The 26689-nt window shown below is 39.6% G+C and carries 25 protein-coding genes, 3 pseudogenes and 1 riboswitch; of the genes and pseudogenes, 16 read left to right on the top strand and 12 right to left on the bottom strand.

Annotated features, from left to right (window positions below; genetic code table 11):
* Positions 1-11 precede the first annotated feature (11 nt).
* Complete coding sequence (locus tag RI196_RS06010; protein ID WP_133309160.1) at positions 12-296, bottom strand: hypothetical protein; 285 nt, start codon at positions 294-296, stop codon at positions 12-14.
* A 738-nt stretch (positions 297-1034) separates the two neighbouring features.
* Between RI196_RS06010 and RI196_RS06015 the strand changes: the two genes are divergently transcribed.
* Positions 1035-1550: an OsmC family protein gene (locus RI196_RS06015; RefSeq protein ID WP_311067077.1), complete on the top strand. Its 516-nt coding sequence runs from the start codon at positions 1035-1037 to the stop codon at positions 1548-1550.
* A gap of 312 nt (positions 1551-1862) precedes the next feature.
* Here RI196_RS06015 and RI196_RS06020 read toward each other — a convergent pair whose 3' ends face one another.
* Positions 1863-2726, bottom strand: a complete 864-nt coding sequence (locus RI196_RS06020; protein ID WP_066249957.1) for an SDR family oxidoreductase — start codon at positions 2724-2726, stop codon at positions 1863-1865.
* 439 nt (positions 2727-3165) lie between these two features.
* On the opposite strand from RI196_RS06020, the pseudogene RI196_RS06025 reads away from it, so the two are divergent.
* A pseudogene (locus RI196_RS06025) lies at positions 3166-4181 on the top strand (IS1595 family transposase).
* Between the two features lie 27 nt (positions 4182-4208).
* Here the strand turns inward: RI196_RS06025 and RI196_RS06030 are convergent.
* A complete protein-coding gene (locus RI196_RS06030; RefSeq protein WP_311067078.1) occupies positions 4209-4427 on the bottom strand; it encodes a hypothetical protein in 219 nt (72 codons plus the stop codon).
* Positions 4428-5431: 1004 nt separating this feature from the next.
* Here RI196_RS06030 and RI196_RS06035 point away from each other — a divergent pair.
* Genes RI196_RS06035 through RI196_RS06045 form a run of 3 tightly spaced genes read left to right on the top strand, consistent with a single transcriptional unit; the run spans position 5432 to position 6418 of the window.
* Complete coding sequence (locus tag RI196_RS06035) at positions 5432-5587, top strand: hypothetical protein (RefSeq protein ID WP_311067079.1); 156 nt, start codon at positions 5432-5434, stop codon at positions 5585-5587.
* A gap of 17 nt (positions 5588-5604) precedes the next feature.
* Complete coding sequence (locus tag RI196_RS06040; RefSeq protein ID WP_311067080.1) at positions 5605-6045, top strand: SRPBCC family protein; 441 nt, start codon at positions 5605-5607, stop codon at positions 6043-6045.
* Entirely contained in the window at positions 6038-6418 is a 381-nt protein-coding gene (locus RI196_RS06045; RefSeq protein ID WP_311067081.1) for a VOC family protein, read from the top strand. Before RI196_RS06040 ends, RI196_RS06045 begins: the two co-directional genes overlap by 8 nt.
* 65 nt (positions 6419-6483) lie before the next feature.
* On the opposite strand, the gene RI196_RS06050 is transcribed toward RI196_RS06045, so the two are convergent.
* Complete coding sequence (locus RI196_RS06050; RefSeq protein ID WP_063386411.1) at positions 6484-7527, bottom strand: LLM class flavin-dependent oxidoreductase; 1044 nt, start codon at positions 7525-7527, stop codon at positions 6484-6486.
* A gap of 578 nt (positions 7528-8105) precedes the next feature.
* Here RI196_RS06050 and ymaG point away from each other — a divergent pair.
* Entirely contained in the window at positions 8106-8300 is a 195-nt protein-coding gene (gene ymaG / locus RI196_RS06055; RefSeq protein ID WP_063386410.1) for an inner spore coat protein YmaG, read from the top strand.
* A gap of 85 nt (positions 8301-8385) precedes the next feature.
* Here the strand turns inward: ymaG and RI196_RS18525 are convergent.
* Positions 8386-8502: pseudogene (locus RI196_RS18525) on the bottom strand (ATP-binding cassette domain-containing protein); the annotation flags it as partial.
* Between the two features lie 845 nt (positions 8503-9347).
* A riboswitch (cyclic di-GMP riboswitch) is annotated at positions 9348-9436 on the top strand.
* A 589-nt stretch (positions 9437-10025) separates the two neighbouring features.
* On the opposite strand from RI196_RS18525, the gene RI196_RS06065 reads away from it, so the two are divergent.
* Positions 10026-11228 carry a transposase gene (locus tag RI196_RS06065; RefSeq protein WP_027725900.1) on the top strand — a complete coding sequence of 401 codons (1203 nt, stop codon included), beginning with the start codon at positions 10026-10028 and terminating at the stop codon, positions 11226-11228.
* A gap of 244 nt (positions 11229-11472) precedes the next feature.
* On the opposite strand, the pseudogene RI196_RS06070 reads toward RI196_RS06065, so the two are convergent.
* Positions 11473-12597, bottom strand: a pseudogene (locus RI196_RS06070) (IS4 family transposase).
* A gap of 177 nt (positions 12598-12774) precedes the next feature.
* On the opposite strand from RI196_RS06070, the gene RI196_RS06075 reads away from it, so the two are divergent.
* From RI196_RS06075 to RI196_RS06090, 4 genes are all read left to right on the top strand, one after another.
* Positions 12775-12912, top strand: coding sequence for a hypothetical protein (locus tag RI196_RS06075; protein WP_311067083.1), 138 nt, complete (start codon positions 12775-12777; stop codon positions 12910-12912).
* A 218-nt stretch (positions 12913-13130) separates the two neighbouring features.
* Positions 13131-13439: a hypothetical protein gene (locus RI196_RS06080; RefSeq protein WP_063386406.1), complete on the top strand. Its 309-nt coding sequence runs from the start codon at positions 13131-13133 to the stop codon at positions 13437-13439.
* 616 nt (positions 13440-14055) lie between these two features.
* The gene (locus RI196_RS06085; RefSeq protein ID WP_130156735.1) at positions 14056-15633 is read left to right on the top strand and encodes a type I restriction-modification system subunit M; all 1578 of its coding nucleotides are present in this window, start codon (positions 14056-14058) and stop codon (positions 15631-15633) included.
* Between the two features lie 244 nt (positions 15634-15877).
* A complete protein-coding gene (locus tag RI196_RS06090; protein WP_311067084.1) occupies positions 15878-16684 on the top strand; it encodes a coiled-coil domain-containing protein in 807 nt (268 codons plus the stop codon).
* A 131-nt stretch (positions 16685-16815) separates the two neighbouring features.
* Here the strand turns inward: RI196_RS06090 and RI196_RS06095 are convergent, their stop codons facing one another.
* Both RI196_RS06095 and RI196_RS06100 read right to left on the bottom strand, forming a co-directional pair.
* Positions 16816-17109, bottom strand: coding sequence for a YxcD family protein (locus RI196_RS06095; protein WP_311067085.1), 294 nt, complete (start codon positions 17107-17109; stop codon positions 16816-16818).
* Complete coding sequence (locus RI196_RS06100; RefSeq protein ID WP_117017355.1) at positions 17097-17531, bottom strand: hypothetical protein; 435 nt, start codon at positions 17529-17531, stop codon at positions 17097-17099. Before RI196_RS06100 ends, RI196_RS06095 begins: the two co-directional genes overlap by 13 nt.
* A 347-nt stretch (positions 17532-17878) precedes the next feature.
* Here RI196_RS06100 and cydD point away from each other — a divergent pair, with 347 nt between their 5' ends.
* Both cydD and cydC read left to right on the top strand, forming a co-directional pair.
* Positions 17879-19612, top strand: coding sequence for a thiol reductant ABC exporter subunit CydD (cydD, locus tag RI196_RS06105; RefSeq protein ID WP_311067086.1), 1734 nt, complete (start codon positions 17879-17881; stop codon positions 19610-19612).
* Complete coding sequence (gene cydC, locus RI196_RS06110; RefSeq protein WP_311067087.1) at positions 19609-21330, top strand: thiol reductant ABC exporter subunit CydC; 1722 nt, start codon at positions 19609-19611, stop codon at positions 21328-21330. The genes cydD and cydC overlap by 4 nt, the downstream gene beginning before the upstream one ends.
* Positions 21331-21394: 64 nt before the next feature.
* Here cydC and cydS read toward each other — a convergent pair whose 3' ends face one another.
* The 4 genes from cydS to RI196_RS06125 all read right to left on the bottom strand — a co-directional run bounded on the left by cydS (position 21395) and on the right by RI196_RS06125 (position 24436).
* Positions 21395-21502, bottom strand: a complete 108-nt coding sequence (gene cydS, locus RI196_RS18530; RefSeq protein ID WP_375338786.1) for a cytochrome bd oxidase small subunit CydS family protein — start codon at positions 21500-21502, stop codon at positions 21395-21397.
* A gap of 13 nt (positions 21503-21515) precedes the next feature.
* Positions 21516-22535 (bottom strand): cytochrome d ubiquinol oxidase subunit II, encoded by a 1020-nt coding sequence (locus RI196_RS06115; RefSeq protein ID WP_063386398.1) that lies wholly within the window; start codon positions 22533-22535, stop codon positions 21516-21518.
* Positions 22532-23839: a cytochrome ubiquinol oxidase subunit I gene (locus RI196_RS06120; RefSeq protein WP_375338803.1), complete on the bottom strand. Its 1308-nt coding sequence runs from the start codon at positions 23837-23839 to the stop codon at positions 22532-22534. The genes RI196_RS06115 and RI196_RS06120 overlap by 4 nt, the downstream gene beginning before the upstream one ends.
* Before the next feature lie 411 nt (positions 23840-24250).
* Positions 24251-24436 (bottom strand): hypothetical protein, encoded by a 186-nt coding sequence (locus RI196_RS06125; RefSeq protein WP_311067088.1) that lies wholly within the window; start codon positions 24434-24436, stop codon positions 24251-24253.
* Positions 24437-24588: 152 nt separating this feature from the next.
* Here RI196_RS06125 and RI196_RS06130 point away from each other — a divergent pair, with 152 nt between their 5' ends.
* The 3 genes from RI196_RS06130 to RI196_RS06140 are packed head-to-tail and all read left to right on the top strand — an operon-like array spanning position 24589 to position 26689.
* Positions 24589-24885: a DUF3219 family protein gene (locus RI196_RS06130; RefSeq protein WP_094245447.1), complete on the top strand. Its 297-nt coding sequence runs from the start codon at positions 24589-24591 to the stop codon at positions 24883-24885.
* A 57-nt stretch (positions 24886-24942) separates the two neighbouring features.
* Positions 24943-25923 carry an ABC transporter ATP-binding protein gene (locus tag RI196_RS06135; RefSeq protein WP_311067090.1) on the top strand — a complete coding sequence of 327 codons (981 nt, stop codon included), beginning with the start codon at positions 24943-24945 and terminating at the stop codon, positions 25921-25923.
* Entirely contained in the window at positions 25913-26689 is a 777-nt protein-coding gene (locus RI196_RS06140) for an ABC transporter permease (protein ID WP_094245449.1), read from the top strand. Before RI196_RS06135 ends, RI196_RS06140 begins: the two co-directional genes overlap by 11 nt.

Here is a 26689-nt window from a genome sequence, read left to right on the forward strand (position 1 = left end):
GCCCCGTATTACTAAATTTTATTTAGTTCTTGAAGTAACTCTAAATATTCTTGGAATTCCGGATTGTACAAGTCTGTGTTTTCCACACCCAAAAGGATACCTGTTTCTTTTACTAAATGCCGGCATACCCCTTGTATGGTAAAGTAACTCACAGTGTTTTTGAATTTTTTCCTATAAACAATGATATTAATTCTTTTTCCTTCTTGGATATCATTCCACATTTTGATGCTTTGATGCTCACTTTCCAGATACAAATCTAAATCATCGGGCGCTTTCTGATTTTCTTGAATTTGCACTAAATGTTCTTTTTTCAGCATCAGAATAAATAGAATTTAGTATGGTTTCATCATCGATGACAAACACTTTCAAAATATTCTTTCTATTTTCAACACTCGGGTCTAGTTTTAAGAAATCTCTAAGAGGAATTTCTTTGGCTTTATAAGTGGATTGAAGAAATTCCAGAATTTCTTCTAAAGAATACTAGGTAGGCAACCCGCTGCCGATAAACTTTTTGTACAGAGTTTGATAGTCATGCTTTTTTGTCAATTTCTATCTCCCCTTAACTTGCTTTTTAAATCATCAGCCACTAGAGGTTCTACAGCATATACAGGTGAAACGGCGAAAGAGCAATAGAATTTATTCATTAAATTATAAAGGTAGAATTTTGAGTTAGTAAATGGAAAAAAGTAATTTTTTTCATTAATTTATAATATTTTGAAGTCAACTTTTTTTTGAAGCAGGGTACGATCACATATAAGTTTATCTAAAAACTTTCCGTTGTGAATTAGGTGAATATGCATGATGCAGTTTGGAAGAACACCATCTACCGGTGCTTCCGACATTTTTAAGAATTCAACAAAATGCTCGATTAATTTTTGGAAGGCTTCAGCCCAATACAGTTTATTTTCTTCATCATTGATAAAGACACTTTTGCTGAAGGTAGTTACACATAAATAAATTTGACAAATAATAATAGGATGGTATACTAAATAAAACTAAAATTATATGAATTATATGAATAGGGGAGATTAAGCATGGCAAAAAGCTGCTTTCAAGTGAATATAGGTGCATTTGATCAATTTATTAAAGATGTAAATAATGATCCTGAAAAGGGGAAAGTGACCTTCAAAACGACAACTGAATGGCAAGGAGGAGCAGTTTCTAAAACGACAGCACGAGATTTTGTACTGCATACTGATGAGCCTGCAAGCTTAGGTGGAACAGATTCAGCTGCAGATCCGGTCGAATTGTTGCTTGCTTCGATTGCTACTTGTTTTTCAATAGGTTTTGTCACCCAAGCTGCAAAAAGAGGAATTGATTTTAGTGATGTGATAATCGAAACAGAAGGTGACCTTGACTTAAGAGGGTATTTTGGTTTAGATAAATCAATAAGGCCTGGCTACACAAATATTCGTTATAAGGTAAAAGTAAAATCTGACGCATCGATCGAACAATTAGAAGAACTGCGTCAGCTAGCGCATGAACTGTCTCCAATGATTGAAACAGTTGTGGACGGTGTTGATATAACTGGTTCTGTTGAAAAAATATAAATCAAGCAATAAAATTGTTGTTTTACAGTGTTTTATGCAAAAACTTTTTTACTCGAGCCTAGTCGGAATCATTAAAAATTCCTCTCCATACGTTTTAATCAGCAGACGCGATGATATACTCTCGTTTCGTTTTTAAATCCGCCAACGTGATCAAAAGAAATAAAACAGCCTGAGTCCTTATGTAATTTTAGGTCTCAGGCTGTTAATGTCTGTCTGCGTGACAGGGCTTATTTTCGAACTAAGATAAAGCAGGTCACGAGTTTGCAGCCATTGGATGTTCTGTTTTTTCATTTTATGTCATTTGGTCAATTTTTAATTTTTCAGGGCTTGTTTTACGGTTTCCTTCAGAGGGGTCAAGGATCCGATCAGTTTTTGCAGATCATCTGATGTTTTGGACGCTTCTCCTTTGGAAATCGCGTCATAGATCGCTGCCGTAATTTCAGCAAACGGCTCAGGGACACCAGCGTTTACGAGGAAATTTTTCTCTTCTTCGAATGAGACAGGCTGATGCACGACTTTTTTGCCGGAAACCTCGGAGAGAATTTGGGCAAGTTCATCAAAGGTCCACGGTTGATTGGAAACAAGGTTATACGTTTTGTTTTCATGCCCTTCCTCTGTTAGCACCGTTGCGGCAGCCAAAGCAAGTTCATTGCGTGTTACTGAATTAACGATCCCGCTTCCCGCATTCGTAACAATTGCTCCAGATTCTATGGATGCGCGCAGCCCCTCATTTACAAAAAAGTCCGTATATAAGGCATTACGCAGGAAAGTATACGGGGTATTGGTCGTACGGATGGCATATTCCGTTGCTAAATGAACGTATGCAAGGGGAATTAATGACTCCTCAGCAAAGGCATACCCTGTGTAAGCAATATGTTTGACTCCCGCATCTCTGGCAGCTTTTACGACATTTGCATGTTGAACGATACGAAGCGTATTATCAGAATCCGGACCTGAGATAAAGAGCAGCTTGGAGACACCTGCAAAAGCCTTTTGAAGAGATTCCGGTTGATTATAGTCGCCATGGCGAACTTCCACGCCTTGATCGGCAAGAGTAGAGGCTTTTTCAACATTACGCACGATGGCAATGATTTGACTGGCGGGAACTTTTTTGAGCAAATGTTGAATCACAAGCCCACCGAGTTGACCAGTAGCACCAGTAACCGCAATTGACATAAACATTTCTCCTTTTTTTCTAAAGATTTTTTGAATAAATAACATCATCTAGGTGGCGAAGCCAAAAATAAACGAAGGCGGCCGCAATTGAAGACTGGATTGAGGAATGACTGTTTATTATGTATTTCGGCCATTCTTGCCCACCATTATAATTGCATCAGAAATGTAAATCAAATCTTATGCCTGTGCTGCTAAACAAGGTGAACGCCTCCTATCATTTTTGTCGCGCCTATCATAGATAATGCCGTGCAATCAAAATTCTTACAAGTCAACTCCTCTTTTTAGCTTTTTAATAGTTTGCCGCTGTTGTTCAACTCATGAAAAAGTTATTTTCTCTTTCCCTAAACTAGATAAACCTATGATGCTTCGCGTTTTTTATATGTTGCTATAAAGGATACAATGTAAAATAGAGTCATAAAAGGTAGAAAGGGTGTTTCTTATGGCAATGGCGTGGCACGATATATACAAAGACTTCTATACACTTTCAAAGGAAGAACAGTTGGAATTGTTTAGAGCCATTAAACGGGACTTGTTTCCAGAATCAAAAAACGACATTTCAAAAATGTTTGGAGAAGTTCGTGAAACTCGCTTTTCTAAAGGCTTAGCGTGTGTCCATTGTGGAAGTATGTCAGTGAAACGTAATGGAAAATATCGTTCTCGTCAACGCTATCTCTGTAAGGATTGCGGGAAGTCATTCAATGATATGACAGGTAGCCCATTGTCCGGAACGAGATACCCTCATAAGTGGTTGAAATACTTTGAAATGATGGTGAAAGGTTATACATTACCAAAGATAGCCGAAGAATTGGATATTCACATTTCAACTGCCTTTTATTGGCGACACAAAATTTTATATGCTATTCGTTCTCTCGGTCATCCAACATTAAAAGGAATCGTGGAAAGTGATGAAACATACTTTTTAGAAAGTGAAAAGGGAAGAAGTTCATCACTCACAGAAAGGCTCGTCAACGTGGTGGGGTAGCCAAAAAGCGTGGCATTTCCAAAGAACAAATTTGTGTAGTGGTCGCTCACGATAGAAATGGTCAAATCCTTTCCCAAATGGCAGGAAGAGGTCGTATTACGGCTATGGAAATGGACAGGGTGTTAGGAAATCATATCGACACCTCTGCTTTGCTATGCACAGATACAGCGACAAACTACAAAAAATTCGCTACGATGAAGGGCTTACAACACGAAGCCATCAATGTTCGTAAAGGTATCTATACAAAGAAAGGAATTTACCATATTCAGAACGTTAACGGGTATCATACTCGTTTGAAAAAGTGGATGAATCGATTTCAAGGTGTAGCAACCAAATACCTTGATAATTACCTTTTTTGGCATCGTTTTCTCGAATTGAATAAGAAAATGCCGTTTCAAGAGCGTGTAAAGGGAATGCTTCTTAGTTCTTGCCAACGAGTGAACTTTACAACTGTTGCATCCATAAGAGCATAAAAAAACTTGGTGTTATTAACCAAGTTTTTATCGGTACTTATAAACATAAATTTTTTCTGCAAAAAAACTGACAATTAGACCAATCATTAAAGGAATCAAAGAACTGCTTGTAATGTAGAAGCCATTTAAATTATCTATATATTTGTGATGAAACATTAACAACGGAATGGTAAATATATGCCCTACTAAATAAAGAAGCCCTGTTGTTAAAACAAGTGTCGTCAAAACAATCATAAATCTTTTCATTTTCTTACCTCCTAAATAAAATTTTAACATTAATCTACATTTTTTGTTAATAATATAAATTTTATTTTGCTTATATATGATAGAGATTGTTTATTCTCTTAAACAGTTTTATGTTACATTCACATAAGGACAGGGGATCTGGGGTAAGTTCTCAAATTGAGAAAGAAATACTCCAAAACAACGGTTTGATATTCTGAATTTTCTGTTAAAATGTAGGTGAGCAATTCATAAAATTTTTTGAAGGAGAGACTCAACATCAGATTGCCGATCCATATTGAAATCGGTGGAGGTTTTGAAACGGGGAGCTTTACTGAAAATATAGCTGAAAGTGACAAATCAATGGAAGTCTTTCAAAATCGTAAGTTATAGATCTTCTAGATAAACCTGATCCGGTTTTACGAAGTTTACAGGGGAGCCGATTGCCACTTGCCTTTTTTGTGGTGAGTTACATGTCTATTTCGATAATCCTGATTCGGTTTATTTTACGAAGTTAGTTGGAGTGAGGATTTCCATTGGTTCTCTATGTCGTATGCTATAAGTCTATTTCGATGATTCTGATTTGTTTTTACGAAGTTTGCAGGGGCAAGGATTTCTATCGGTTCTCTTTGTCATGAGTTATAAGTCTATCTCGATAATCCTGATTCTGTATATTTTGTGAAGTTTGAAGGGGCTACGATTCCTACTTGGACTCTTTGTCCCTTGAGGTTACATAAATCTTAATCCGGCGGGTCGAACCGGTGATGGCAGAAATGCAGAGCATCCGTCCGTTCATTTTGTCTGATGGAAAGAAAAAGGTTTGGTCAATTCAATAGAGTGATTATCCTCAAATAATGACGAAAAAGCTGGCTGCATCCAATACAAATGAACGGCCTCATCCAACTGCCTTTTTTGCATAGTTGCGAAGTACAACCTGTCGTGCAGTATCCATGCCGCTCAGAATGCCGTCAAAAAGATTTTGATCCTATCGTGTTTCTTTTTTCACTGAAAAGAGGGGAGGAATGAAAATGCCAGGGGCCGTTTTTCGACAGGCTGTTCAGGATGCGACGGGAATTACCTGGGAAGAATGGGTTGCCACCTTGAAACAGGCTGTGGATCCTTCTTGGTCTCACGAACATATGAAGGAGCACATATGCGAACAATTTCAGGTGTCGGATGAATAGGGGAATGGCTGACCGTCATGTATGGACAGCTGCTCGGCAGGATTCCTGTTGGTGTCACCAAAGAGGCGGGCGTTCAAATCGGCGTCCGAAAAACGATAAAGGTGGAGAAGGAAAAGGTTTGGGACTATTTGACTTCGCCGCAAGACTTGCCCTTATGGATCGGGGACGTCTCCGAGTTTCGGCTGCAAAAGGGTTACGAATTTAAATCTAAGGAAGGTATCTGCGGGAAACTTACGGTAGTTTTGCCATTTCGAAAGCTCCGCATGAAATGGAAACTTCCGTTATGGGAAAAGCCTTCCCGGCTTCAATTGTATTTGCTGCCCACGGATTCGGGCAAAACGACGATCGCCATCCATCAGGAAATGCTGGATGATGTCTATGTAAGAGAATTGATGAGACGCTTCTGGGCAGACAAGCTGGAGCAAATTAAAAATTATTTGGAGGGGCGCAATGAATAGATACAGTCATATCGATTTAAGAGTAAATTCATGGGAGAAAGTGCGCACGTTTTATGAGAATCTTCTTCCTGCATTGGGTTTTACCCGCACTTTCCATTCGGAAACATGGAAAGTGTTTGCAGCGGAGGGAGAGCTTCCGAGCGTTCCTTATTTCACTATCACGGAAGATCCCAATCATAAGCCAAACGAGAATTTGATCGGGTTTTGGGCGCATGACCGGGAGGAGGTGGACCGGATTGCAGAGCTTGTAGTTCGATATGGGGGCACCATCGACAGCGGCCCCTGGCAGTTCCCGATCAGCCCGACTTATTATGCGGTTTATTTTCAGGATCCTTGCGGAAACAAGTATGAAATGGTCCACCGATTAAATTGATTCAGCACCAGTTGTTGCCCAGCCGAAACCTTTTCTTGCTGCTAGCTTCTTTTAGCGGATATCGGTTACGGTTTCCGATTTGTGCGGGCAATTTCCCGCTTGACGGCCGGTGCCACTTTAGTACCCAGCAGTTCGATGGCACGCAACACTTTTTTGTGCGGCAGCGTGCCGACGGTCAATTGCAGAAGGAAGCGATCGTGGCCGAAAATTTCATGCTGGAACAAGATTTTTTCGATCACCTGCTCAGGGCTGCCGACAAAATTGGCGCCCCGTAAGGAAAGAGAGAACTCGAACTGCTCCCGGGTCAATGGCGGCCAACCGCGTTCCCGTCCCAGCCGATCCATCATCGTTTTAAACGCTGGAAATGCAATGTCAGCTGCTTCCTGCGACGAATCGGCGATAAAACCATGTGAATTGATACTGAGGTGTGGCGTTTCGTGCCCCGCCTTTTGCGCTGCCTCCCGGTGTAATTGAGCAAAGGGCGCGAACCGTTCGGGCAGACCACCGATGATGCCCAGTGCCATCGGAAGACCGAGCATGCCTGCACGGACGGCCGACTCCGGGGTTCCTCCAACGGCTATCCAAACCGGAAGCGGATTTTGCAGGGGCCGCGGATAGATCCCTAGATTGTCCAGCGACGGACGATGCTTTCCCGCCCATGTGACCCGTTCGGATTCTCGCAGCTTGAGCAGCAGATCAAGCTTTTCTTCAAAAAGCTCGTCATAATCTTTCAGGTCGTAGCCAAAAAGGGGAAAGGATTCGATAAACGAACCGCGGCCGACCATGATTTCAGCGCGGCCTTGAGTGAGCAGGTCCAAGGTGGCAAATTGTTGAAACACCCTCACCGGATCGTCAGAGCTTAAGACGTTTACTGCACTGGTCAACCGAATGCGTTTGGTGCGGGTCCCGGCAGCGGCAAGCACTACCGCTGGAGCCGATACGGTGTAGTCGGGACGATGATGTTCACCAATGCCGAACACATCCAGTCCGACTTGATCGGCTAGTTCAATTTCCTCCATCAAGTTTTGCAGCCGTTCCCCCGGGCTGATCAATTGACCGGTTTCCGGATCAACCGTCCGTTCTCCAAATGTGTAAATGCCGATTTCCATCCGTTGGCCCCTCCTTTGATTACTGTTCGTTCATACCGATGTTAGATTTATCTTACCCTATTTATTCGACGCCAGGCAATAAAAAGGGCTTAAGGCAGCAATCGCCTTTCCTCAAGGGTGTTTTGCTATGGATGGGAAGTTCGTTTCGGGCGATTTTATCGTAAAAAAAATTTAGCTGACAGGGAAGACGAGATGCCCCAAGATTTTTCCCTAATTCGCTTATGGAGAGGGAATGCTGGTGTGTTTGTCGTTGCCCCAACGTTTTTGATTCATTAGCGGAACGGGAAAACCGCACGGTGCTTTTCATATCCGTTGTTCGCTTCCAGACTGGGAATAACGCCTGTCTATTATCCAAAAGCATTTTTCTCCCGGAAACGGGCATTTTTGCGGAACCCCAAAATCATGACGTATCTTCATAGAGGCTTCTTTAGAATGCTGAGAGCGGAGGGATTCTTTCTTCCATCTATTTAAAATAAATCTTGACGTTTGCCGGATATCCAACATATGCCCATACCAAAGCCGTGACGAATGCATAAAAAATATTGAGATGTAAATTGTTACAACGGGAGGTATGGAAAATGTACCCGGAACGTCAATTTTTCGGAAGGAGACCCTTTTTCTTCGGAGGGCGGAACCCCTTTTTCTTCGGTGCGCCGTTTTTTGGCGGCTTGCTCGGCGGCTTTTTAGGTAGTGCACTGGTAGGACCGCGGCCATATCCGTTTTATCCGCCGTATTACGGAGGATTTTATGGCGGTTATCCGTACTATTGGTAAACGAAAATTTTTTCGACGAGCTGTCTTAAACGGTCATTTTAGAATGACTTTAAGGCGGCTTTTTTTATCCGCAGATTGCAAGATGTAATTCGGGATCAAAGGCAGATGTCGATTCATCATATAACATCGCTTTTGGTTCCATAGCAAGCTCTTGTGCAATTGCCACGCGCTGTTGTTGTCCTCCGGAAAGTTGACTTGGGTAATAGTTCATTTTTTCAGCTAAAATCAACTTTTTTAAAATAATTCTCCGCAGTTTTACGAGCGGCTTCCTAGGAATTGTTGAGGGCTTTATCTGTACCAGCCATTTCGTCACCATTGGAGCATCGAAGAGCCATTCTTATTTCTTTTCAAAGAGCAGCTACATGCTTTTCATTAAAAAAATAATGTCCAACTATTTTAACTGTTCCTGATGTAGAAAGACATCTTATTCTATTGGGATATGCCCTGTATAGATTAAAATTTATAACTGTACCAAGCAAGGTTAAGGCAAAAATTTATGTTCCATTTTTCTCTGCCATTCTTTTCTTAAACAGAGTATATTTTTCTATTTTAAGAGGTACAAAAATAATAACATGCTGATGAGTGTCAAGTCCCATAATCAGAGGTCATTCCCCGTCTGTATGTAAATCATCAATATTCTGGAAAAGCTTTCCCCGATAAGCCACAAAAATAAAGCGGACGGAAGAAAAAGAACAAGTTTTCTTCGTCCGCTTTTTGTATTGTTTTTTATTAAAAGTGGTTGGATTTGTGTCATAGCTTCTGTCATGTAGAGAATAAATTGAAAAATTCCCTGTCTTCCATAGGTCTTTTGTCTCTACCAATAAAGAAATTAAGAAACTGACTATTATACGTTGGCTTGTTACTAATCAATTGATCCTGAATTTCTTGTGATTAATAGGCTAATTGTCATACATTCAATTAAAACTTTTTGTCTATCGATTTTAAAAATAGTTCATTTTAACTATACCGTTTTCACTATAAAATTTGTTATACAATTAAGTAAGAGGTATTATTTGATAAATTCCTACAAATTCCTACAAAAATATAATTTTGTTTCGGCAAACTACTCGAAAGGGTAGGACGCAAAGCTAAAGGGGCTAAATCTATTTTGATAGACATGCCAGCCAGCTGCCCTTCCTATAAAGAATGGTTTTGATTCTTTTTAAGAAGGTTATTAGCGGATGTATTGTCTATTCAACTGCCCTCTTTAGAATTTTTAAGGGCAGTTTTTTTATTTTTACATAGGAAAGGAGGCTTGGTGATGGAGTAAAATAAAAATACATATTCATCAAAGTTCATTCTATTGGCCCGTTGCAAAAACATCTCAGTCGTTCTAAACCCTCTGTGTCAAAAGGGAGTATGAATTTCCCAGGGAATATTCCTGAAATTGATTTACTTCAACGTCTTCCCGGAATTTCTTCTACTGATCAAACAGATTAGTGGTAGTAATAGTTAAGGAAGTAGATGTAGGAAATATTTCATGCATTAAAAGAAGTAATCGACATCAACGAAGAGCAACTCCAACCCTACACCTACTATTCCCCAAAACTCACTAGTGTCGCTTAAATAAATTTTGAATTTTCAGTCTATATTTTTTTTGAGCATTTTGCACATTTTTCAACCCAAGAGCCATAAGGTTTTCTAAAGCATAAAAAAGGACTTCACCCCTTATTTGTAGAATTTTGAAGTGACCAAACCACAAAAATCCACAAGGAGGAAGTCACTTTGTATATTCTACAAGAAAGTCTATTTTCCTTTGAAGAATTGCAAATTTTAGAGTCAAAAGAGAAATTACCGATCTTTTTTAGTGCTCTAGATTTGCGTCCTTATGCTAAACAATTGAAAAGTTCTTCACCCCAAGGGGCTGAAGGACATTCCAAAGAAGGGATATTAAGGGCTCTTATCGCTGCCCCATTAGAAGGTATTGATACTTTTACTTCTCTTCACAATCGATTGAAAAATGACCTGCGTTTTCGTTACCAATGTGGTTTAGATATTAGCAGGCCTGCACCATCCATCTCTACTCTTAGCCGAGTATTTTCTTCACTAACCAAAACTGGACTCGTGAAAAGAATCTTTCAAGATCTCGTCCAGTTAGCTCAAGAGGAAGGAGTAATTGATGGAAAACATCAGGCTATCGACAGTGCCGCCATTGATGCTTACGAAAAGAAGCAGCCTAAGAAGCGAAGTGAACAAACAGGCAACGCCAATTGGGGGGCAAAGTTTGATTCCTTCGGTAATAAAATTACTTGGTTTGGCTATAAGATGCATCTTTCCGTTGACACCAAAAGTGAATTACCAATGGCGATTGAAGTAACCCCTGCTCATATCAACGATGGGGATGTCGCACCACAATTAATTGAACAAGTAAAGAGTTGTACAAACTCTAAAATTGATTTCCTGATAATGGATGGTGGGTACGACCAGCTTAAAAACTACGAATCCGCCAAGAACATTGGGGCTCAAGCTATTATTCCACTCAATTTGCGTAATGAAAAGGAGCCTCCCGAAGGAATTGCCTCCAATGGAACCCCACGCTGTTCTATGGGGTACGAAATGACTTATTGGGGAGCCAATAAGGATCAGCTCAAATTCAGATGTCCACACGCAACCGGAAAAGTGGATTGCCCATTAGGAATGGCAGCCTGTTCATCCTCCAACTATGGAATGGTAGTAAAAATTAACGTGAATAAGGATCTTCGCCGGTACTCTAATCCACACCGCGATTCCAAACGTTGGAAAGAACTTTACAATGAGCGAACCAGTGTAGAACGGTGCAATTCAAGAATGAAAAGTTATCTTACAGCGAACTCCCTGCATGTGTGGGGAATCGATAAAGTAAAAACTCATATTTACTTGAACGCCATCGTATTACTGGTTTCAGCTCTCGCAATGGCAAAAGAGAGTAAAAAGCAACAAACCGCTTAAAAAATTTTTAAAGCGAAAAATTCTGCAAGTACGCCCAAAAAAGGACAAACAGAATATTTGTAAACCAAAGATACAAAATACCCCAATTTATTTGGGTTTCTTTTAAAACTCTTTTTAATAAAAATCTAATTTTGCAAAATGCTCTTTTATGAAATTGGTAAAAAGTGAAAACACTATAATAAAGGTAGTAAACATCTATTTTTTACCTATAACCTAAGATGAATGAGACAACGACAACTCAACCTTACGGGACACTCTTCCCTTTTATTTTTCGTAACCAATTGTGTGCAGATTTCCATAAAGCTGCTTTTAAATAGCGACTTATTTGTAAATAGCTACGATGGCTATTCGTATTCAACTGTGCTAATACATTTAAGCAATACACAATCATCGCCATGTACATTTGGTTGTGTACTGCTTGTTCACTGTGTCCATAGAACTTTTTAATGTTTAAATGTTGTTTCATCCATTTGAAAAACAATTCAATTGCCCAGCGCGATTTATAGATTTCTGCTATTTCATCTGCACTTATGTCGAAACGATTTGTGAGTAAATGCAGTGTGTTTCCTTTTGTATCAACCAATTTCAGTAAACGGAACGCATTCTCAGAACGATTTTGTGTGGTGCCAATGACCACCATTTCATCAGACAAAACAGATGAATTTTCTGGCAGAGAAAAGGTCTCCAATACACGAACTACAGCGTTTTTCCGTAATCGTGAAACAAAGAAATAGCCATCATCTGTCATACGATCAAAACGTTCATAATCTAAGTAACCACGGTCAAACACGTACAGGCATTCTTTGTCATCAATAAATACCTCTAGTTGACCTCAATCGTGTTCAATGGCGTTCGTCAAAACTGCTTTGTCCGGCTATGAGTACCCTTTTCCCATGAAAACCAGGCGCAAGTGTAACTTGACACCTGACTTTGTTTTTCGAAACTCGGCCCACTTATGGTTGGTCAAATTCAGAGGTAACGTGCTCTAATCAATGATTTTGAGTGGCCTTGTCATTTTTCTTCGCGTTTGAAAATGAGTTTTCTGATGAATTCGTTCCACTAAATCGAGAAAAATCGTTTGAAAGAAAACGGTTGGAATCACATTGATTCGTCTTCCTAACTGTGAAAAGCTAATCGATTGTAATCCTGTTGCTCGCTGTAATTTTTCGGAGAAGACCGCATCGCTTAATGCACGCAAACTCTCTGTTTCATGAAGCCCTGCATATAAAAGGAGTTTCACAAAAGAAGCCATATAAAGCTTCTTGGTATAGCGAGTTAATTGATGGCTTTCCACTAATTCTGTAAATAATGAAGAATTAATCGGTGAAAACCATTGTTCATAAGATGTTTTTCGTGTAAACTTATTCATGCTATGCTCCTTTATATTGGATTTGGATAGGTTACTACCACCAAACCATTATAAAGGATTTTTTTATGGAGAAGTTTACTAACAGAATATTCTGTAATATTAATCGAATTGTATAATTTTAATGCGACGCTAGTGATGAATACTATATTGACAAAAGCAAGAAAGGTGGTGAAACGAATGAGTGTATGGTATCCAGACAAAGAAGAGAATAGACGCTCCGATTCAGAAAAACGTGCGAACGCAAAGGCAAAAGCTGATGTAGATTTTAAAAGTGACGTTGATGTGGATACGGACAACGAATTAGAGAATAATTAAAAAATATTGATCGTAACACAAATATTGCAAAAGTAAATAATAGCGGCAACTCAAAAGTGGAAATTGATATTCATGTTGATTCCGATTCAGATGCAAAAGTTCGGTCGAAAGCAGAATCTGATCAAGATCAAAACCAAGAGCAAAGAGATTAATTGAGCATAATTAAATGTGGGTGAGATGTCTTTTTTGTCCCACCTATAATATAGGGTGAGAATGTTATGGAACATTTAGATAAAGGAGAGTTCTCTTGGTTACGGAATGCTTCTACTCAAAGCCCTCAATCAAATAAATCTTCCATTGATTCGAGCGGTAATTCAGATGTAAATGTTGATGTAAATATTCAAGTTGATACGATACCCATTGCATTTGCCGTTCTTTACTATTTATTGGCTACTAAGCAATTATCGCACGAAGAGTTTGAGTTTGCTTTACGTAAATTATTGGAGACAACAAACAAGTATAAAAAGCTGAACCGTGACGGTTCTTCAAGAGTCAATTTGTTACATCCTAATGTATGGGGAAGGTAAAATAATAAAGGAGATTTTACTTTCCTTCATTTTTTTAAAGGGAAACATGACAGGTAACCTAGTTTTTTAAGTTTTATCGTTTGGGATTTATTTTAGCATTTGATCATTTCTGAAACTGTTATGATGATAGGGACGGTACGTTTTAAAAAAATGTGAAAATGCAAAAAATTGTAAGACTGTAAAGCATCTTCCTTTATTTGAATTCAGCCCGGGTTACGATCTAGTTATAAAATGGTGAGCACGTAAATGATCGAGAAGATTGGAAAAGAAAGCTGCTGTATGGATGCAGTGAAAGTTTAAAGATTTTGTAAATTAAATTTTTTTATCCCTTCAGCAAAAAGCACTGGCACGTTTTTCTTGATTAAAGCAGCATATGTAGAAAGGGTATTATTTTTTCAACCAAATTCAGAATTGATGAAGAACATAAATGCCCAAAAGTTTGCAGGAAGAGGATATCAATCGACAGTTCATATTGTGAAAATTCGAAAATTTATTTTGTTTCTTATTGCGGCCAAAGCATGGGCCGCTCTTTTGTTTTGAAAAAGAGGAAGACAGATTATGCTAAAATATTTTTAAAATACAATGAATCGACAGCAAGATTTAGAGGGGGAAAACCATGGCGGTTAAAGCAGAGATTGATTTCCAAAAAGAATTATTTGAAGCAGCTAATAAAATGCGCGGAAGCGTGGCTCCAGCTGACTATAAACATTATGTACTGCCGCTTATTTTTTTGCGCTATCTTTCGAATAAATATGAACAGAGCTGCAATGAGTTGGAGCAAATTTTTGCGGAAAATGAAGAAATGCAGCAAGGTTTCGTTTCAGATTCTCATCAATATAGAGATAAAAATGTGTTTGTCGTCCCGAAGGAAGCAAGCTGGCACTATATAATGAAAAATGCTAAACAGCCGAATATTAAAGAAATTCTCGATAATGCGATGAAGCGAATCGAGGAAGAAAACCCAGAATTGACAGGGGTGCTGCCGCAAATTTATCAAGGCTTGAACTTACCGGTAGAAAATGTTGCTGGATTAATTGAAATTTTTTCACGTGATGTGTTTAGTGGCAGCTCGGAAGACAGCATAGATATACTCGGTCGTACTTATGAGTATTTTATTAGTTCATTTGCTTCGTCAGAAGGGAACAGAGGCGGCGAGTTTTTTACCCCATCCTGTATTGTGGAATTGCTGGTGGAGATGCTTGAACCGAAAAGAGGTATCGTGTTTGATCCAGCGTGTGGAAGCGGTGGAATGTTTATTCAAAGCGGGAGGTATGCGCCGAATAAAAAGTCTCTTTTATTTTACGGACAGGAAAATGTCGTCACGACAGTACGTCTTGGAAAAATGAACGTATTGCTTCATGGCATCAATGCGGAAATACGGCTGGGAGATTCGCTGTTGAACGATCAATTTCCTGAATTAAAGGCTGATTATGTGATTGCCAACCCGCCGTTTAATCAAAAAGATTGGGGGGCGGACAGAATATCGAAAAGCGATCCGCGCTTGATCGGGCCTGTTACAAACAGCAATGCAAACTATATGTGGATGCAGCATTTCTTATACCATTTAAATGATGCAGGATCAGCAGGGTTTGTGATGGCAAATGGCGCAATGACAACTAATGTTAAGGAAGAAAAGGAAGTGCGGAAAATATTGGTGGATGAAGGGTACATCGATTGCGTTGTCCAATTGCCGGAAAAACTGTTTTTCACAACAGGCATACCGTGCTGTTTGTTCTTTTTAAGCAAAAACCGCGATGGAAAAAACGGTTACCGTGCTCGAAGAAACAAAATTTTGTTTATCGATGCCCGAAAAATGGGAAAGCCCGTCAGCCGCAAGCAAAAAGCATTGTCTAAAGAAGAAATTGATAAAATCGCATCAGTTTATCGAGCATTTAAATATGAACATGCAAAAAGCTGCGAAAATATTGAAGGTTTCTGTAAAATTGCAAAACTTGAAGAAGTACAACAAAACGACTACAAACTGACACCAAGCATGTACGTCGGAACAGAGGCAGAAGAAGAAGAAGAAGACATTCCTTTTGAGCAAAAAATAGCCGAACTAACGAAACGGTTGCTCGAACAATTTGAAGAATCGAACAAACTACAAGAAAAAATCAAACAAAACCTGGAGGAGCTGATGTATCGGAATGGGGAAAAGTCAAACTTAGTATTCAAAAGGGAAAAAAATGAATGATCTGAGAAAATGTGAAATTTTTTTATCGGTGCTTTCGAAAATTTCCTAATAAAGATTAATCGAGGAAAAAAGGTGGTATTAAGACCTTTCTGTCAGAGAAAAGTGTATTATAATCATTATAAAAGCAGAAGTTAATATGAAACTTTTTCTTCACAAAACCAAACATTTGTTCTATTATTTTATGTAGAAACGTTTAGAGGATAGATATTTGTTATTATAAAATGAATCATGATGGAGGTTTAATATGATGGAAGAAGCGTTAAAATTAATATTATCAGAGCTAAAAGAAATGAAAGAAGGACAATCCCGTTTAGCAGTCGAACAACAAGGTGTAAAGGAACAGCTGAAAGAGCTAAAAGAAGGTCAGTCTCGTTTAGCAGTTGAGCAAAAAGGTATGAAGGAGGAGCTGAAAGAGCTAAAAGAAGGTCAGTCTCGTTTAGCAGTTGAGCAAAAAGGTATGAAGGAAGAGCTGAAAGAGCTAAAGGAAGGTCAGTCTCGTTTAGCAGTTGAGCAAAAAGATATGAAGAAGGAGCTGAAAGAGCTAAAAGAAGGTCAGTCTCGTTTAGCAGTTGAGCAAAAAGATATGAAGAAGGAGCTGAAAGAGCTAAAAGAAGGTCAGTCTCGTTTAGCAGTTGAGCAAAAAGGTATGAAGGAAGAGCTGAAAGAGCTAAAGGAAGGTCAGTCTCGTTTAGCAGTTGAGCAAAAAGGTATGAAGGAGGAGCTGAAAGAACTAAAAGAAGGTCAGTCTCGTTTAGCAGTTGGGCAAAAAGATATGAAGGAAGAGCTGAAAGAACTAAGAGAAGGACAACACCGTTTGGCAGCCGAACAACAAGGTGTAAAGGAACAGCTGAAAGAGCTAAAAGAAGGACAATCCCGATTAGAAGTAAAAATGGAAAATATCGAACGAAAAATTACAGGAATCCCTAAAACTTTTGAGAATTTAGAACAATTTGTAGCACGTCAGCAGCGTGTGATTGAGGAATTGTCAGCACGTTCAGTTGAATACGGGGTAGAGATTAAAGAGATTCATCGCATTTTAAAAAATCAATAAAATAGAGTTTTTTTAGATTCAGAGTGGATTTTAATTGGAAACATGAAAAAGCGCCGAAACATTTTTCATAATGTTCCAGCGCAATCCATAGTCAGCCGAATTTGTGCTGATTATTTTTAAGGATTGTTCGTTTATCTTCCTTTGACGATGGCAATAATTCCTTCTTCATCATCCAACACAAGTTCAATCCCAGAGTACGGGTCTTCGTTTAAAAATTCATCGAGCCAAAGACGCAGAGCTTCGATGATGTTTGCGGTAATAAGTACTTGCTTTCGGTCGTTTACATACGCTTCGGCAGAAAAGCCGTAATCGTCGTCATACATCAGCTCCACTACAACTTCTTCCGGCTTTATTTGTTTTTTTCGGGAAATGTACACGCAGATGGCGTTAATAATATCTTGCTCCGGAATGATCAGCTTTTCCATGGGTTTGCAGCCTCTTTTTCTTTTTTATGTTTGATCAGGACGAAAATTTTGCGAATGATCGAGATGAGAATAACGATTGCCAGTAAATTAATGAATAAACCTAAAATTGAACCGAATATACCCATGTTTGCTAGCAGTCCGCCAAATAATAATCCGGCAAGCCCTCCTAACATAAGGCCTTTGAAAAATCCTCCTGATGAGAATGTGCCTTTGGAGGCGGCAGATTGATTTTTTGGAGTGTTTGCCTTTTTATCTTGGAAATTCGAACTGTTCGTTGTGGTATTTTTATTCAAATTGAAGCTTTTTTTCCCTGATTTGTATGACTTCGCCTCTACTATCGTTGGATGATCTTGAAAAACAACATTTCCAACAGGTGAAAAGATAAGCGCGAAAGTAAACAAAGCTGCTAATAATTTTTTCAATTTCGACTTCCCCCTATATGAAAGTATTTGTATTTTTGTGAACTCAGTTTCAATGTTATATACGATAGAAAATCAAATTAGTTTCACGATTTGATATCTTTCTATATAAACGAATGAAAATTTTTCTTTCATCTAAGCATGTTATTCACTATTACAATGCTGTAAACTAAGAATAGAAGATTTTTAAAAAATGGTGAGGCCGTTGTTTTACTTGAATATATTTTATCATGTACACTTGTTTAAAAGTATTTGCGAACTGTAAAACGTTTGGACTGCCATGTTAAAAGAGTTTCTTCAAGTTTCATCAAACGTATCTATGGACGTGTTTTTTTGGGAGGCATGAAAGGATGGTTCAGCTAAAAAAATTGGCTTTTAAGCAGAAAACAAAATTGATGTTGCTAATCGTGCTTGCTTTCATCTCTGGTGCTGCCATTATTGGACAAGCTTATTTTTTTGCGGCGATTGTCGATCGCATTTTCTTACAGAAACAGTCTTTTGCTGATGTTTTCCAGTTGCTTATAAGTTTGTTCATTGTTCTTTTGGCCAGAACTGCATCCCATTATTTCAGCGGTTTAACAGGAATTAAAATAGCGTCCAAAGTGAAAAAAGATCTTCGCCAATCTTTATTAAATAAATTTTCAAGCAACCCGCTGCAAGTATCGCTGCAAGGGAAAACAGGACAAAAAGCAAGTGTATTGCTGGATGCGGTAGATGAAATCGACAGCTACTTTAGCATTTATATTCCAAAGGCAGTTCAAACGTCGATCATACCTCTTCTCATTCTTTTCGTTGTGTTTGCTAGCCATCCATTTACTGGATTAATCATGGTGATCACAGCGCCATTTATACCGATATTCATGATCATCATTGGCTACAAAACGAAAAAGAAATCGGAGGAGCAAATGGAGAAAATGACCGCTTTATCGGGACATTTTCTTGACACTTTGCAAGGGCTGACAACCCTTAAGCTGTTCAACCGTGCGAAACAGCAGAAAGAAGTGATCAGAAAAAGCAGCCATGGCTTTCGTGATGCGACGATGGAAGTATTGAAAATTGCTTTTACCTCTTCTTTTATGCTGGAGTTCATTTCCATGCTTAGTATGGGATTGATTGCCCTTGATGTGGCGATTCGCTTAATTATTTTTCAAAACATTTCTTTTTTTACCGCGTTTTTTATGCTGATTCTAGCTCCTGAGTTTTATAATGCACTGAAAGATTTAGGAAGCGCCTTTCATGCAGGCAGGGGAAGTATGGGGGCGGCAAGAAAGATTGAAGAGGAGCTAAACGCAATCGGAAAGCCAGTAAAATGGGGGAAGGCAGTTTTGCCAAAAGGTGAAGGACCGCCGACCATTCGTATAGAAGGAGCAGGATTTCGTTACGAGGGAGATAGGTTTGCCTTAAAAAATATAAATGCTGAAATCCGCCCGTTTGAGCAAGTGGCAATTGTCGGAAAGAGCGGCGCTGGGAAATCGACTTTATTACATGTGATTGCAGGTCTTGTTCCGCTTACTGAAGGGGAAATTTATGTGAACGGAATTCGGCGGTCTGATTTGAACGAAAAGAGCTGGTTCAATGAAATCAGCTATATTTCGCAAAATCCGTATCTTTTTTCTGGAACGATTGCGGAAAATATCGCTTTGGGAGGAAAACTCGATGCAACGAAAGAGGAAATCGAACAAGCAGCCGAAAAGGCAGGAATTTTAAAGCTTGTCCAATCACTTGAAAATGGTTTTGATACACCTATTGGAGAAGGAGGAAGGGGAATTTCCGGAGGAGAAAAACAACGAATTGCACTGGCACGAGCGTTTTTGAAAAAACCATCCATTATATTGTTTGATGAGCCGACGACTGGACTGGATCTTCAAACAGAACAAATTTTGCAGGATTCCATAAAGGAATTAGCTCAATCTTCCACCGTCATTACCGTCGCTCATCGGCTTCATACCATTATAAATGCGGATAAAATTCTTTTTTTGGAAAATGGAGAACTCATCGCATCCGGAACACATAAAGAATTGCTGGAATCAGTTGAAGCGTACAGGAAAATGACAACGCTCCAACAGGGAGGCATGGCAAAATGAAAGATTTGCTTTTTATTACAAAGCTGACATTAACAGAAAAGAAAGATCTTTTTTTGTCCATTCTCTTCGGATTTATAACAGGAATCGCGACAGTGAGTTTGTTTGCTTCAAGCGGCTATTTGATTTCTAAAGCAGCTCTTGCACCGCCAATTTACACGCTGACTGTTTTCATAGCGTGTATAAAACTGTTAGGGTTTATCAGTGCAGGTAGCCGTTACGGGGAGCGTTATTTTTCTCATCGCGCCACATTCAATATATTAAGCCGGTTGCGAGTTTCTTTTTTTGAAAAGCTGGAGCCATTGGTGCCCGCGATTTTTCTTAAATATCGGAGCGGCGATCTCCTCTCCAGAATTGTCGGCGATGTGGAAACGCTGCAAAACTTCTTTTTGCGTGTTTTTTATCCGCCGATCGTATCCACTCTCATATTTTTATGGACCATTTTTTTCACTTCGTTCTTTTCCTTTTATATTGCCTTGGTGTTATGTATCGGTTTGATTTTCACCACTGTCCTAATTCCGGCTTACTTTGCTTTCAGACTAAAAAAAGTAGAGCGTCATGTTCGGCAAAGCCGCGGGAATTTATCGACAGAAGTGACGGAGTTTTTTTATGGGTTTCGAGATTTAAAAATTTATCAACAGCTTGAGCATAAACAAGAGAAGCTTATCCAACGCTCCGATGCTTATTTGAAAGAACAGGAACGTGAAGCAATCCATAACCTCTTCAGTCAATCTGTCAATACGTTTGTATCTTTAATTATCTCTTGGGTTATTCTTTTGCTTGGTGTCTATTTCGTTGCAGGCGGTCAATTAGATGGTATTTTTCTTGCCATGCTTGTAATGATTTCATTAACTGTTTTTGAACATGCGGCACCGATGGCTGCTTTTCCAAGTTATTTAGAGGACAGCCGCCAAGCTGCTGCAAGACTATCAGACGCCACGCATCAAGACCCTTCTGTAAAAACGTCTGATGAGAAAGAAATGAAGGAGCTTCCCGGTCAACAAGCTCCATCAATTGTCATGGAGAATGTCACCTTTCAATTATTTAGTGAAATTTTAAAAAATGTTTCAATTACATTTCCGGCAGGATCGAAAACAGCCATTGTCGGACCTAGTGGTTCGGGCAAATCGACCTTGCTGGCTCTGTTATTAAAAATTTATCAGAACCATCAAGGAGTGATTCGGATCAACGGCATCTCGATCGATCAATTAGATGACGATAGCCTTTGGAAAAATGCGAACGTTATTTTGCAGGACAACCACTTTTTCTACGGTACCGTTCGCGATAACCTAATGATTGCTAGAGATACAGTGCTTGACGAAGACTTGGAAGATGTGCTGAAAAAGGTGAAGCTTGACTATCTTTCTTTGGCCGATCCGTTGTTAGAAAGAGGAGGAAATTTATCGGGCGGGGAAAAGCAAAGACTGGCGATCGCCAGGGTATTGTTGAAAAAAGCTCCGCTATGGATACTTGATGAACCGACATCATTTTTGGATGCTTTAACGGAACAGTCTATTTATCATCATCTGTTTGAAGCTGCTAAAAATGATACCGTCATCCTTGTCAGTCATCGTCTGACCGGACTGGAAAACATGGATCAAATTATCGTTATGGATGAAGGAGCTATTGTAGAAGCGGGAACCTACAAAGAATTGATGAACAAAAAAGGATACTTTTATCAAATGAAGCAAATTGAACAAAGTGTCTTTACAGCAAATTAAAGAAAGCCGACATGGAGCAAACTGTCGGCTTTTTTTCGATTGATTTCTAAGCTTGCTTCAATTTTTATCCTCTTTTGGATATGAGCTCATCTTTCACTGCTGTCCAAAATGATAAAGCTGCAGCAGCGAATAGCACGAGAAAGGGGGCAAACGTAATTAAAAAAGTCTTCATCGTTCCACACTCCTTATTTTGCGTTTTGCCCTTTCACATAATCTTTATCGAACAGAAACAGTTTTATTAGTAAATAAAGGGAAGGGAGCAAAAGGGCTAATCCTAAAATAAAAACGATGATCAGGGAAATGGCCATAGCTTCGTTTGTAAAACTGTCATAAATGGACAAATATGGATAAAGCAAGTACGGATAATGGGAGATTCCATATCCAAAGAAAGCTAACAGAAATTGACCTACTAACAATCCGAATGCCAATCCATAATTTTTTCTTTTCCAAATGAGCCAGACAGTCCCGACATATAAAAGAAACGATAAAGCGAACATCCACCATAAATTAAGGATGCGTTCAAAATGCTCTTGGTTGTGATAGCTCAGTTCATAAATGATGCCGCAAGCTGTTATGATTAAAGGAAATGCCCAGAAAAGAGCATATTTTCTCATTAAATTCGTTGCGTCTGTATCACCAGTTTGATTCGCGTACCATGTAAGAAAAACAGCTGAAATATAAAGGACGGCCGTAATACTTAAAACGACGATGCTCCAAGATAATGGGCTTTTAAATAATGCTACGTAGTTTAAAACTGGATGCTCATCCACCATCGAGACAAATCCGCCTTCAGAAATGGCTAAGACGACAGATAATGATGCAGGGATCAATAATCCAGACAATCCATACATAAAGGCATACCCTTTATGTCCTTTTGATGAATACGTTTCAAATGCGTAATAAGACCCGCGAATGGCAAGCAAAATAATCGCAATGCTTCCCGGAACAAGGAGAGTTGTCCCATAATAAAATGCGGTTTTTGGGAAAAAACCGACAATCCCAACAAAGAAGAAAACGAAAAATACATTGGTTACCTCCCAAACGGGAGACAGGTAGCGTTGAATAATTTTGGACAATATATGCTGCTTGCCACTCAAAATGCTGTAAGCATTAAAGAATCCAGCGCCGTAATCAATGGATCCAACGATCACATAGCCGAACAAAAAGATCCAAAGGACGGATATCCCAATAATCTCCAAGCTCATGACTGCTCACCGCCTAATCGATTTTCAAGCTCTCTTTCCACCGGATTATTTTTAAACAACCGGCGAAGAATCACAATCGTGCCGATTCCTAAAATCAAATACAAAATGGCAAAAAGAATGAGCATAAGACCTACATGGCCGCTTGAAGTTGCTGCTTCACCCGTTGTCATAATTCCGCGAAGGATCCAAGGCTGACGGCCAAATTCAGTCAACCACCAGCCAGCCTCAATCGCGATAAAAGATAGAGGCCCTCCGAGCACAATGAGCATGCGGAACCATTTTTGGTTGATGAAAGCCCATCCGCGCTTCACTCCAATCCAATAGATAAGTGCTAATAAAATCATGAAAACGCCAATGGCTACCATAATATCAAAAAAATAATGAATATAAAGCGGAGGAGATTCAAAATTTGAAAATTGGTCTAGTCCGATAACTTCTGCATTTGGATCTCCATGCGCCAAAATACTGAGCAAATATGGGAATTTAAGTGCATATTTAATGTTTTGTTCGTCATCTAAAATACCAAACATGACTAGAGGAGCATTTCCTTCTGTTTCAAAATGCCATTCCGCTGCCGCCAATTTCTCTGGCTGGTACTCAGCTAAATATTTGCCGGAAAAATCTCCGATAACAGCTGTTGCAATGGAGAAAATCAGTCCTATTTTCATAGTTAAAAACAAGGCTTTTTTATGATAAACATGGTTGGAGCCTTTTAATAATTGGAATGCTGCAATAGATGCCAGCGTAAAGGCGGCTGTCATAAAGGCGGTTGCGACTACGTGTGCGACTTTTGTCGGCATGGCCGGGTTAAAAATCGCACCCAGCGGATTGACATTGATGAGTTCACCATTTACAATGTCAAACCCTTGCGGCGCATTCATAAAAGAGTTGACGATGGTAATAAAAAAGGCAGAAAAGGCGGCGCCAAGGGAGACAGGAATCAGAAAGAGCAGGTGCTTCCGCTGATTTTTAAATCGTTCCCAAGTGTACATATAAATTCCGAGAAAGATTGCTTCAAAGAAAAAAGCAAATACTTCCATAAAAAGTGGCAATGCGATCACATTTCCGGCAAGTTCCATAAAATTCGGCCAGAGCAATGACAGCTGGAGTCCAATCGCAGTTCCTGTTACAACGCCGACAGCTACGGTGATGACATACCCCCGCGCCCAACGTCTAGCCATTAAAAGATAATGTTCGTCATTTTTTTTGATCCCAACCCACTGGGCAATCATGATCATCAACGGAACGCCTACCCCAATGGTTGCGTAAATAGCGTGAAAAGAAAGTGTAAGGATAGTCAGCATTCGACTGCTGAATACGGGGTCTTCAAATAACAATTTTATTTCCTCCTTTTGAATGGGATAAATCTTTGAAACCGGTCATGAGTATATGATCAGGATGAACCAATACAATATGATTTCATTTTACTTTATAAAAATGTGCTTTTTGTCAATTCTCTTTGACAAATGTATATATAGAGAATGAAAAATATGTGAACATTGGCTCTTTTCGCTTAGTTTATGCCATATTATAGCATTTTAGGCAGCCTGTACCATTTGCAAAATCTGAAAAAATCAGCATTGCTCAACATATGTTTGTACAAATATTTAAAGAATATACATGATTTTCAAATCATATCGGATTATCTGCCGGGTTAAGAAAATATTGGGTTAAGTCCTGTGAAAAAAATACATGTTTTCCCTAGCTTAAAAAGCCTAAAAGCAGCCAATAAGATTCTGTTTATGTTTGGCTGCGAAATTGGCAGAACGTTTGAATCCGTAATCGAACGGATTGTTGCTGCCGCCTCTAAATGTATATTTTTTTGGCAAACAAAAATACGGCTGCAGTTCATCTTGACTATATAAAATCAAAAATGTTACATAGTCCGTTCTAAATCGCACGGTTTTTTAGCTCCAGTTCATCCAGGCTAAATAGAGTCAAAAAAATGACAGCTTCGAATTTGTGTTGTATATTCATAAGCATGCTAGTTTGTGGGCAGGAAGCATTCGTGCTATGATTTTTTGTAAACAGCTGCCAAGGAGGGATGGATCGTATGGTGAAGAAAGTAATATTGAATGGTGTAGAGATACAAGTAGAGGAGTATGAAGAGGAAGTGGTTCATCAACCAAACGGTGAGCCATTACATAAAATTCGTTTTGCTTTTAAGGTGAGAAGCGATGAATATCATGATATTACGACGCTGCTGTATCAGCAAACGTTTGATGTGTCAGTTCCTGAAAGAGACCTGAACTTTAGGGGGACGATACAAAATTATTCCACTTCTGTGACGAATTTGTACAAAAAAAATCAGGTTGGTGATTTTCGATTAGAATTAATTGAGACGATTTAACAATGATTGTTTCAATGGCGTAATCCCATGGTGTTCGAAGAAACAGAGGGAGGCACTATGTCAATTCATGTAGAGCATTTGTACAAGCAATTTCGAGTTCACGTTCGGCAAGCAGGGTGGACGGGTGCTGTACGCAGTTTGTTTAAGAGGGAAATTCGTACTGTGGAAGCGGTGCGAGACATTTCATTTACCATTCCTTCGGGAGAAATTGTCGCATTTTTAGGGCCGAACGGAGCGGGGAAAACAACGACAATTAAAATGCTGGCCGGTTTGCTTTATCCAAGCTCCGGGAGCATTCAAGTTGCCGGATATGTACCGTTTGAACAAAAAGCGGAATTTAAGAAGATCATGAGTTTAGTCATGGGACAGAAAAGCCAGCTCATATGGGATATTCCGCCGATGGAAACGTTTCTCGTCAATAAAGCGATATACGAAATAGAAGACCGTGCGTTTCGGCAAACGTTGGATGAGCTTGTCGAGCTGCTGGAGTTAGAAGAGCTCTTGACGAAACCAACGCGGAGTTTGTCTCTCGGACAGCGGATGAAATGCGAATTAGCAGCCGCGCTTTTGCATCGGCCGAAGGTTTTATTTTTGGATGAACCGACGATCGGCTTGGATGTCCATACGCAGGAAAAAGTCCGCCGCTTTATAGGACAATATAACCGCGAGCACCGAACGACAGTATTGTTGACATCGCATTACATGGGCGATGTGACAGCGCTGTGCGATCGGGTGCTCATTATTAATCATGGGAAGCTGTTGTATGATGGTGAATTGGACATGTTGACGGAAAAATTGACGCCGTATAAATTGCTAGAGGTTCAGCTTTCGTCCATTCCCGATATTTCATGGGATGCATACGGCGAATTAGTCGATGCAAAAGAGGGTAAAGTAACGCTTCGTGTGCCAAGGGAACGCATTCACGAGGTATCCTCCCGATTTTTGCAGCAGTTTGATGTTCGCGATTTAAATATAGAAGATCCGCCGATGGAAGAAGTGATAACGCTCGCGTTTCAGGAGGATGCACATGTTTCGTAAATACTCTGTTCTTCTTCGCATGAAATATGTGGAGATGTTTGCCTACCGGCTGGCGACGATCGTGTGGATGACAGGAGCCATGGTTCAGCCGCTGATCACGATGATGGTCTGGATGAATATTGATCCTGATCAGGAGAATGCGTTTATTTTTTACTTTGCGGCATTGATTTTTGTTGAACGCATGACAAGCGCTTGGGACGTTTGGGAATTGGAGCGGGAAATAAGGGAGGGAACCTTTTCTTATCAAATTGTCCGTCCGTTTCACCCGATACATTGGGCCATTGCTGAAAATATCGTGTATAAAGCGTTATTTTTAGTCATTTTAATTCCGGCATGGGGCCTATTGGCGGTCTTTATTCCGGCGCTGCGGCTGGATCAAATAAGTGCGGCGCAGTGGCTGTTATTCTTTTGTGCTCTTTTATTGGCAGCGGTCATTCGTTTTTTATTCAGCTACACATTTGGTCTGTTAGGTTTTTGGGTGACAAAAGTGACGGCTTTGTACGGCATGTTTGAAGCGGTGTCTCTCTTTTTGTCGGGCCGCATTGCCCCGATGTCGCTCCTGCCGCCGTTTTTGAAAACGATCAGCTTTTATTTGCCTTTTCGATATATGGTCGGGTTTCCAATCGAAATTTTGACCGGAAGCGTCCAAGGGATGGATATTGTGTACGGATTTGGATGGGCTGCAGTTTGGTGCATGTTTTTTATGCTTGCAGTATTGTTGCTTTGGAAGGCTGGTCTAAGGAAAAACCAAGCTGTGGGGGGATAA

The organism is Aeribacillus composti (assembly GCF_031760945.1).
In the GTDB taxonomy this organism is placed as follows: Bacteria; Bacillota; Bacilli; order Bacillales; family Aeribacillaceae; genus Aeribacillus; species Aeribacillus composti.

What these genes read in the sequence shown, in the direction of transcription:
- RI196_RS06135 (WP_311067090.1), top strand. Translation starts at nt 24,943, where the DNA reads ATGTCAATTCATGTAGAGCATTTGTACAAGCAATTTCGAGTTCACGTT.
- RI196_RS06120 (WP_375338803.1), bottom strand. Translation starts at nt 23,839, where the DNA reads ATGCTGACTATCCTTACACTTTCTTTTCACGCTATTTACGCAACCATT.
- RI196_RS06040 (WP_311067080.1), top strand. Translation starts at nt 5,605, where the DNA reads ATGTATGGACAGCTGCTCGGCAGGATTCCTGTTGGTGTCACCAAAGAG.
- RI196_RS06090 (WP_311067084.1), top strand. Translation starts at nt 15,878, where the DNA reads ATGATGGAAGAAGCGTTAAAATTAATATTATCAGAGCTAAAAGAAATG.
- RI196_RS06030 (WP_311067078.1), bottom strand. Translation starts at nt 4,427, where the DNA reads ATGAAAAGATTTATGATTGTTTTGACGACACTTGTTTTAACAACAGGG.
- RI196_RS06130 (WP_094245447.1), top strand. Translation starts at nt 24,589, where the DNA reads ATGGTGAAGAAAGTAATATTGAATGGTGTAGAGATACAAGTAGAGGAG.
- RI196_RS06045 (WP_311067081.1), top strand. Translation starts at nt 6,038, where the DNA reads ATGAATAGATACAGTCATATCGATTTAAGAGTAAATTCATGGGAGAAA.
- RI196_RS06015 (WP_311067077.1), top strand. Translation starts at nt 1,035, where the DNA reads ATGGCAAAAAGCTGCTTTCAAGTGAATATAGGTGCATTTGATCAATTT.
- RI196_RS06095 (WP_311067085.1), bottom strand. Translation starts at nt 17,109, where the DNA reads ATGGAAAAGCTGATCATTCCGGAGCAAGATATTATTAACGCCATCTGC.
- RI196_RS06050 (WP_063386411.1), bottom strand. Translation starts at nt 7,527, where the DNA reads ATGGAAATCGGCATTTACACATTTGGAGAACGGACGGTTGATCCGGAA.
- RI196_RS06020 (WP_066249957.1), bottom strand. Translation starts at nt 2,726, where the DNA reads ATGTCAATTGCGGTTACTGGTGCTACTGGTCAACTCGGTGGGCTTGTG.
- RI196_RS06080 (WP_063386406.1), top strand. Translation starts at nt 13,131, where the DNA reads ATGGAACATTTAGATAAAGGAGAGTTCTCTTGGTTACGGAATGCTTCT.
- RI196_RS06085 (WP_130156735.1), top strand. Translation starts at nt 14,056, where the DNA reads ATGGCGGTTAAAGCAGAGATTGATTTCCAAAAAGAATTATTTGAAGCA.
- cydS (WP_375338786.1), bottom strand. Translation starts at nt 21,502, where the DNA reads ATGAAGACTTTTTTAATTACGTTTGCCCCCTTTCTCGTGCTATTCGCT.
- ymaG (WP_063386410.1), top strand. Translation starts at nt 8,106, where the DNA reads ATGTACCCGGAACGTCAATTTTTCGGAAGGAGACCCTTTTTCTTCGGA.
- RI196_RS06075 (WP_311067083.1), top strand. Translation starts at nt 12,775, where the DNA reads ATGAGTGTATGGTATCCAGACAAAGAAGAGAATAGACGCTCCGATTCA.
- cydC (WP_311067087.1), top strand. Translation starts at nt 19,609, where the DNA reads ATGAAAGATTTGCTTTTTATTACAAAGCTGACATTAACAGAAAAGAAA.
- RI196_RS06115 (WP_063386398.1), bottom strand. Translation starts at nt 22,535, where the DNA reads ATGAGCTTGGAGATTATTGGGATATCCGTCCTTTGGATCTTTTTGTTC.
- cydD (WP_311067086.1), top strand. Translation starts at nt 17,879, where the DNA reads ATGGTTCAGCTAAAAAAATTGGCTTTTAAGCAGAAAACAAAATTGATG.
- RI196_RS06035 (WP_311067079.1), top strand. Translation starts at nt 5,432, where the DNA reads ATGCCAGGGGCCGTTTTTCGACAGGCTGTTCAGGATGCGACGGGAATT.
- RI196_RS06140 (WP_094245449.1), top strand. Translation starts at nt 25,913, where the DNA reads ATGTTTCGTAAATACTCTGTTCTTCTTCGCATGAAATATGTGGAGATG.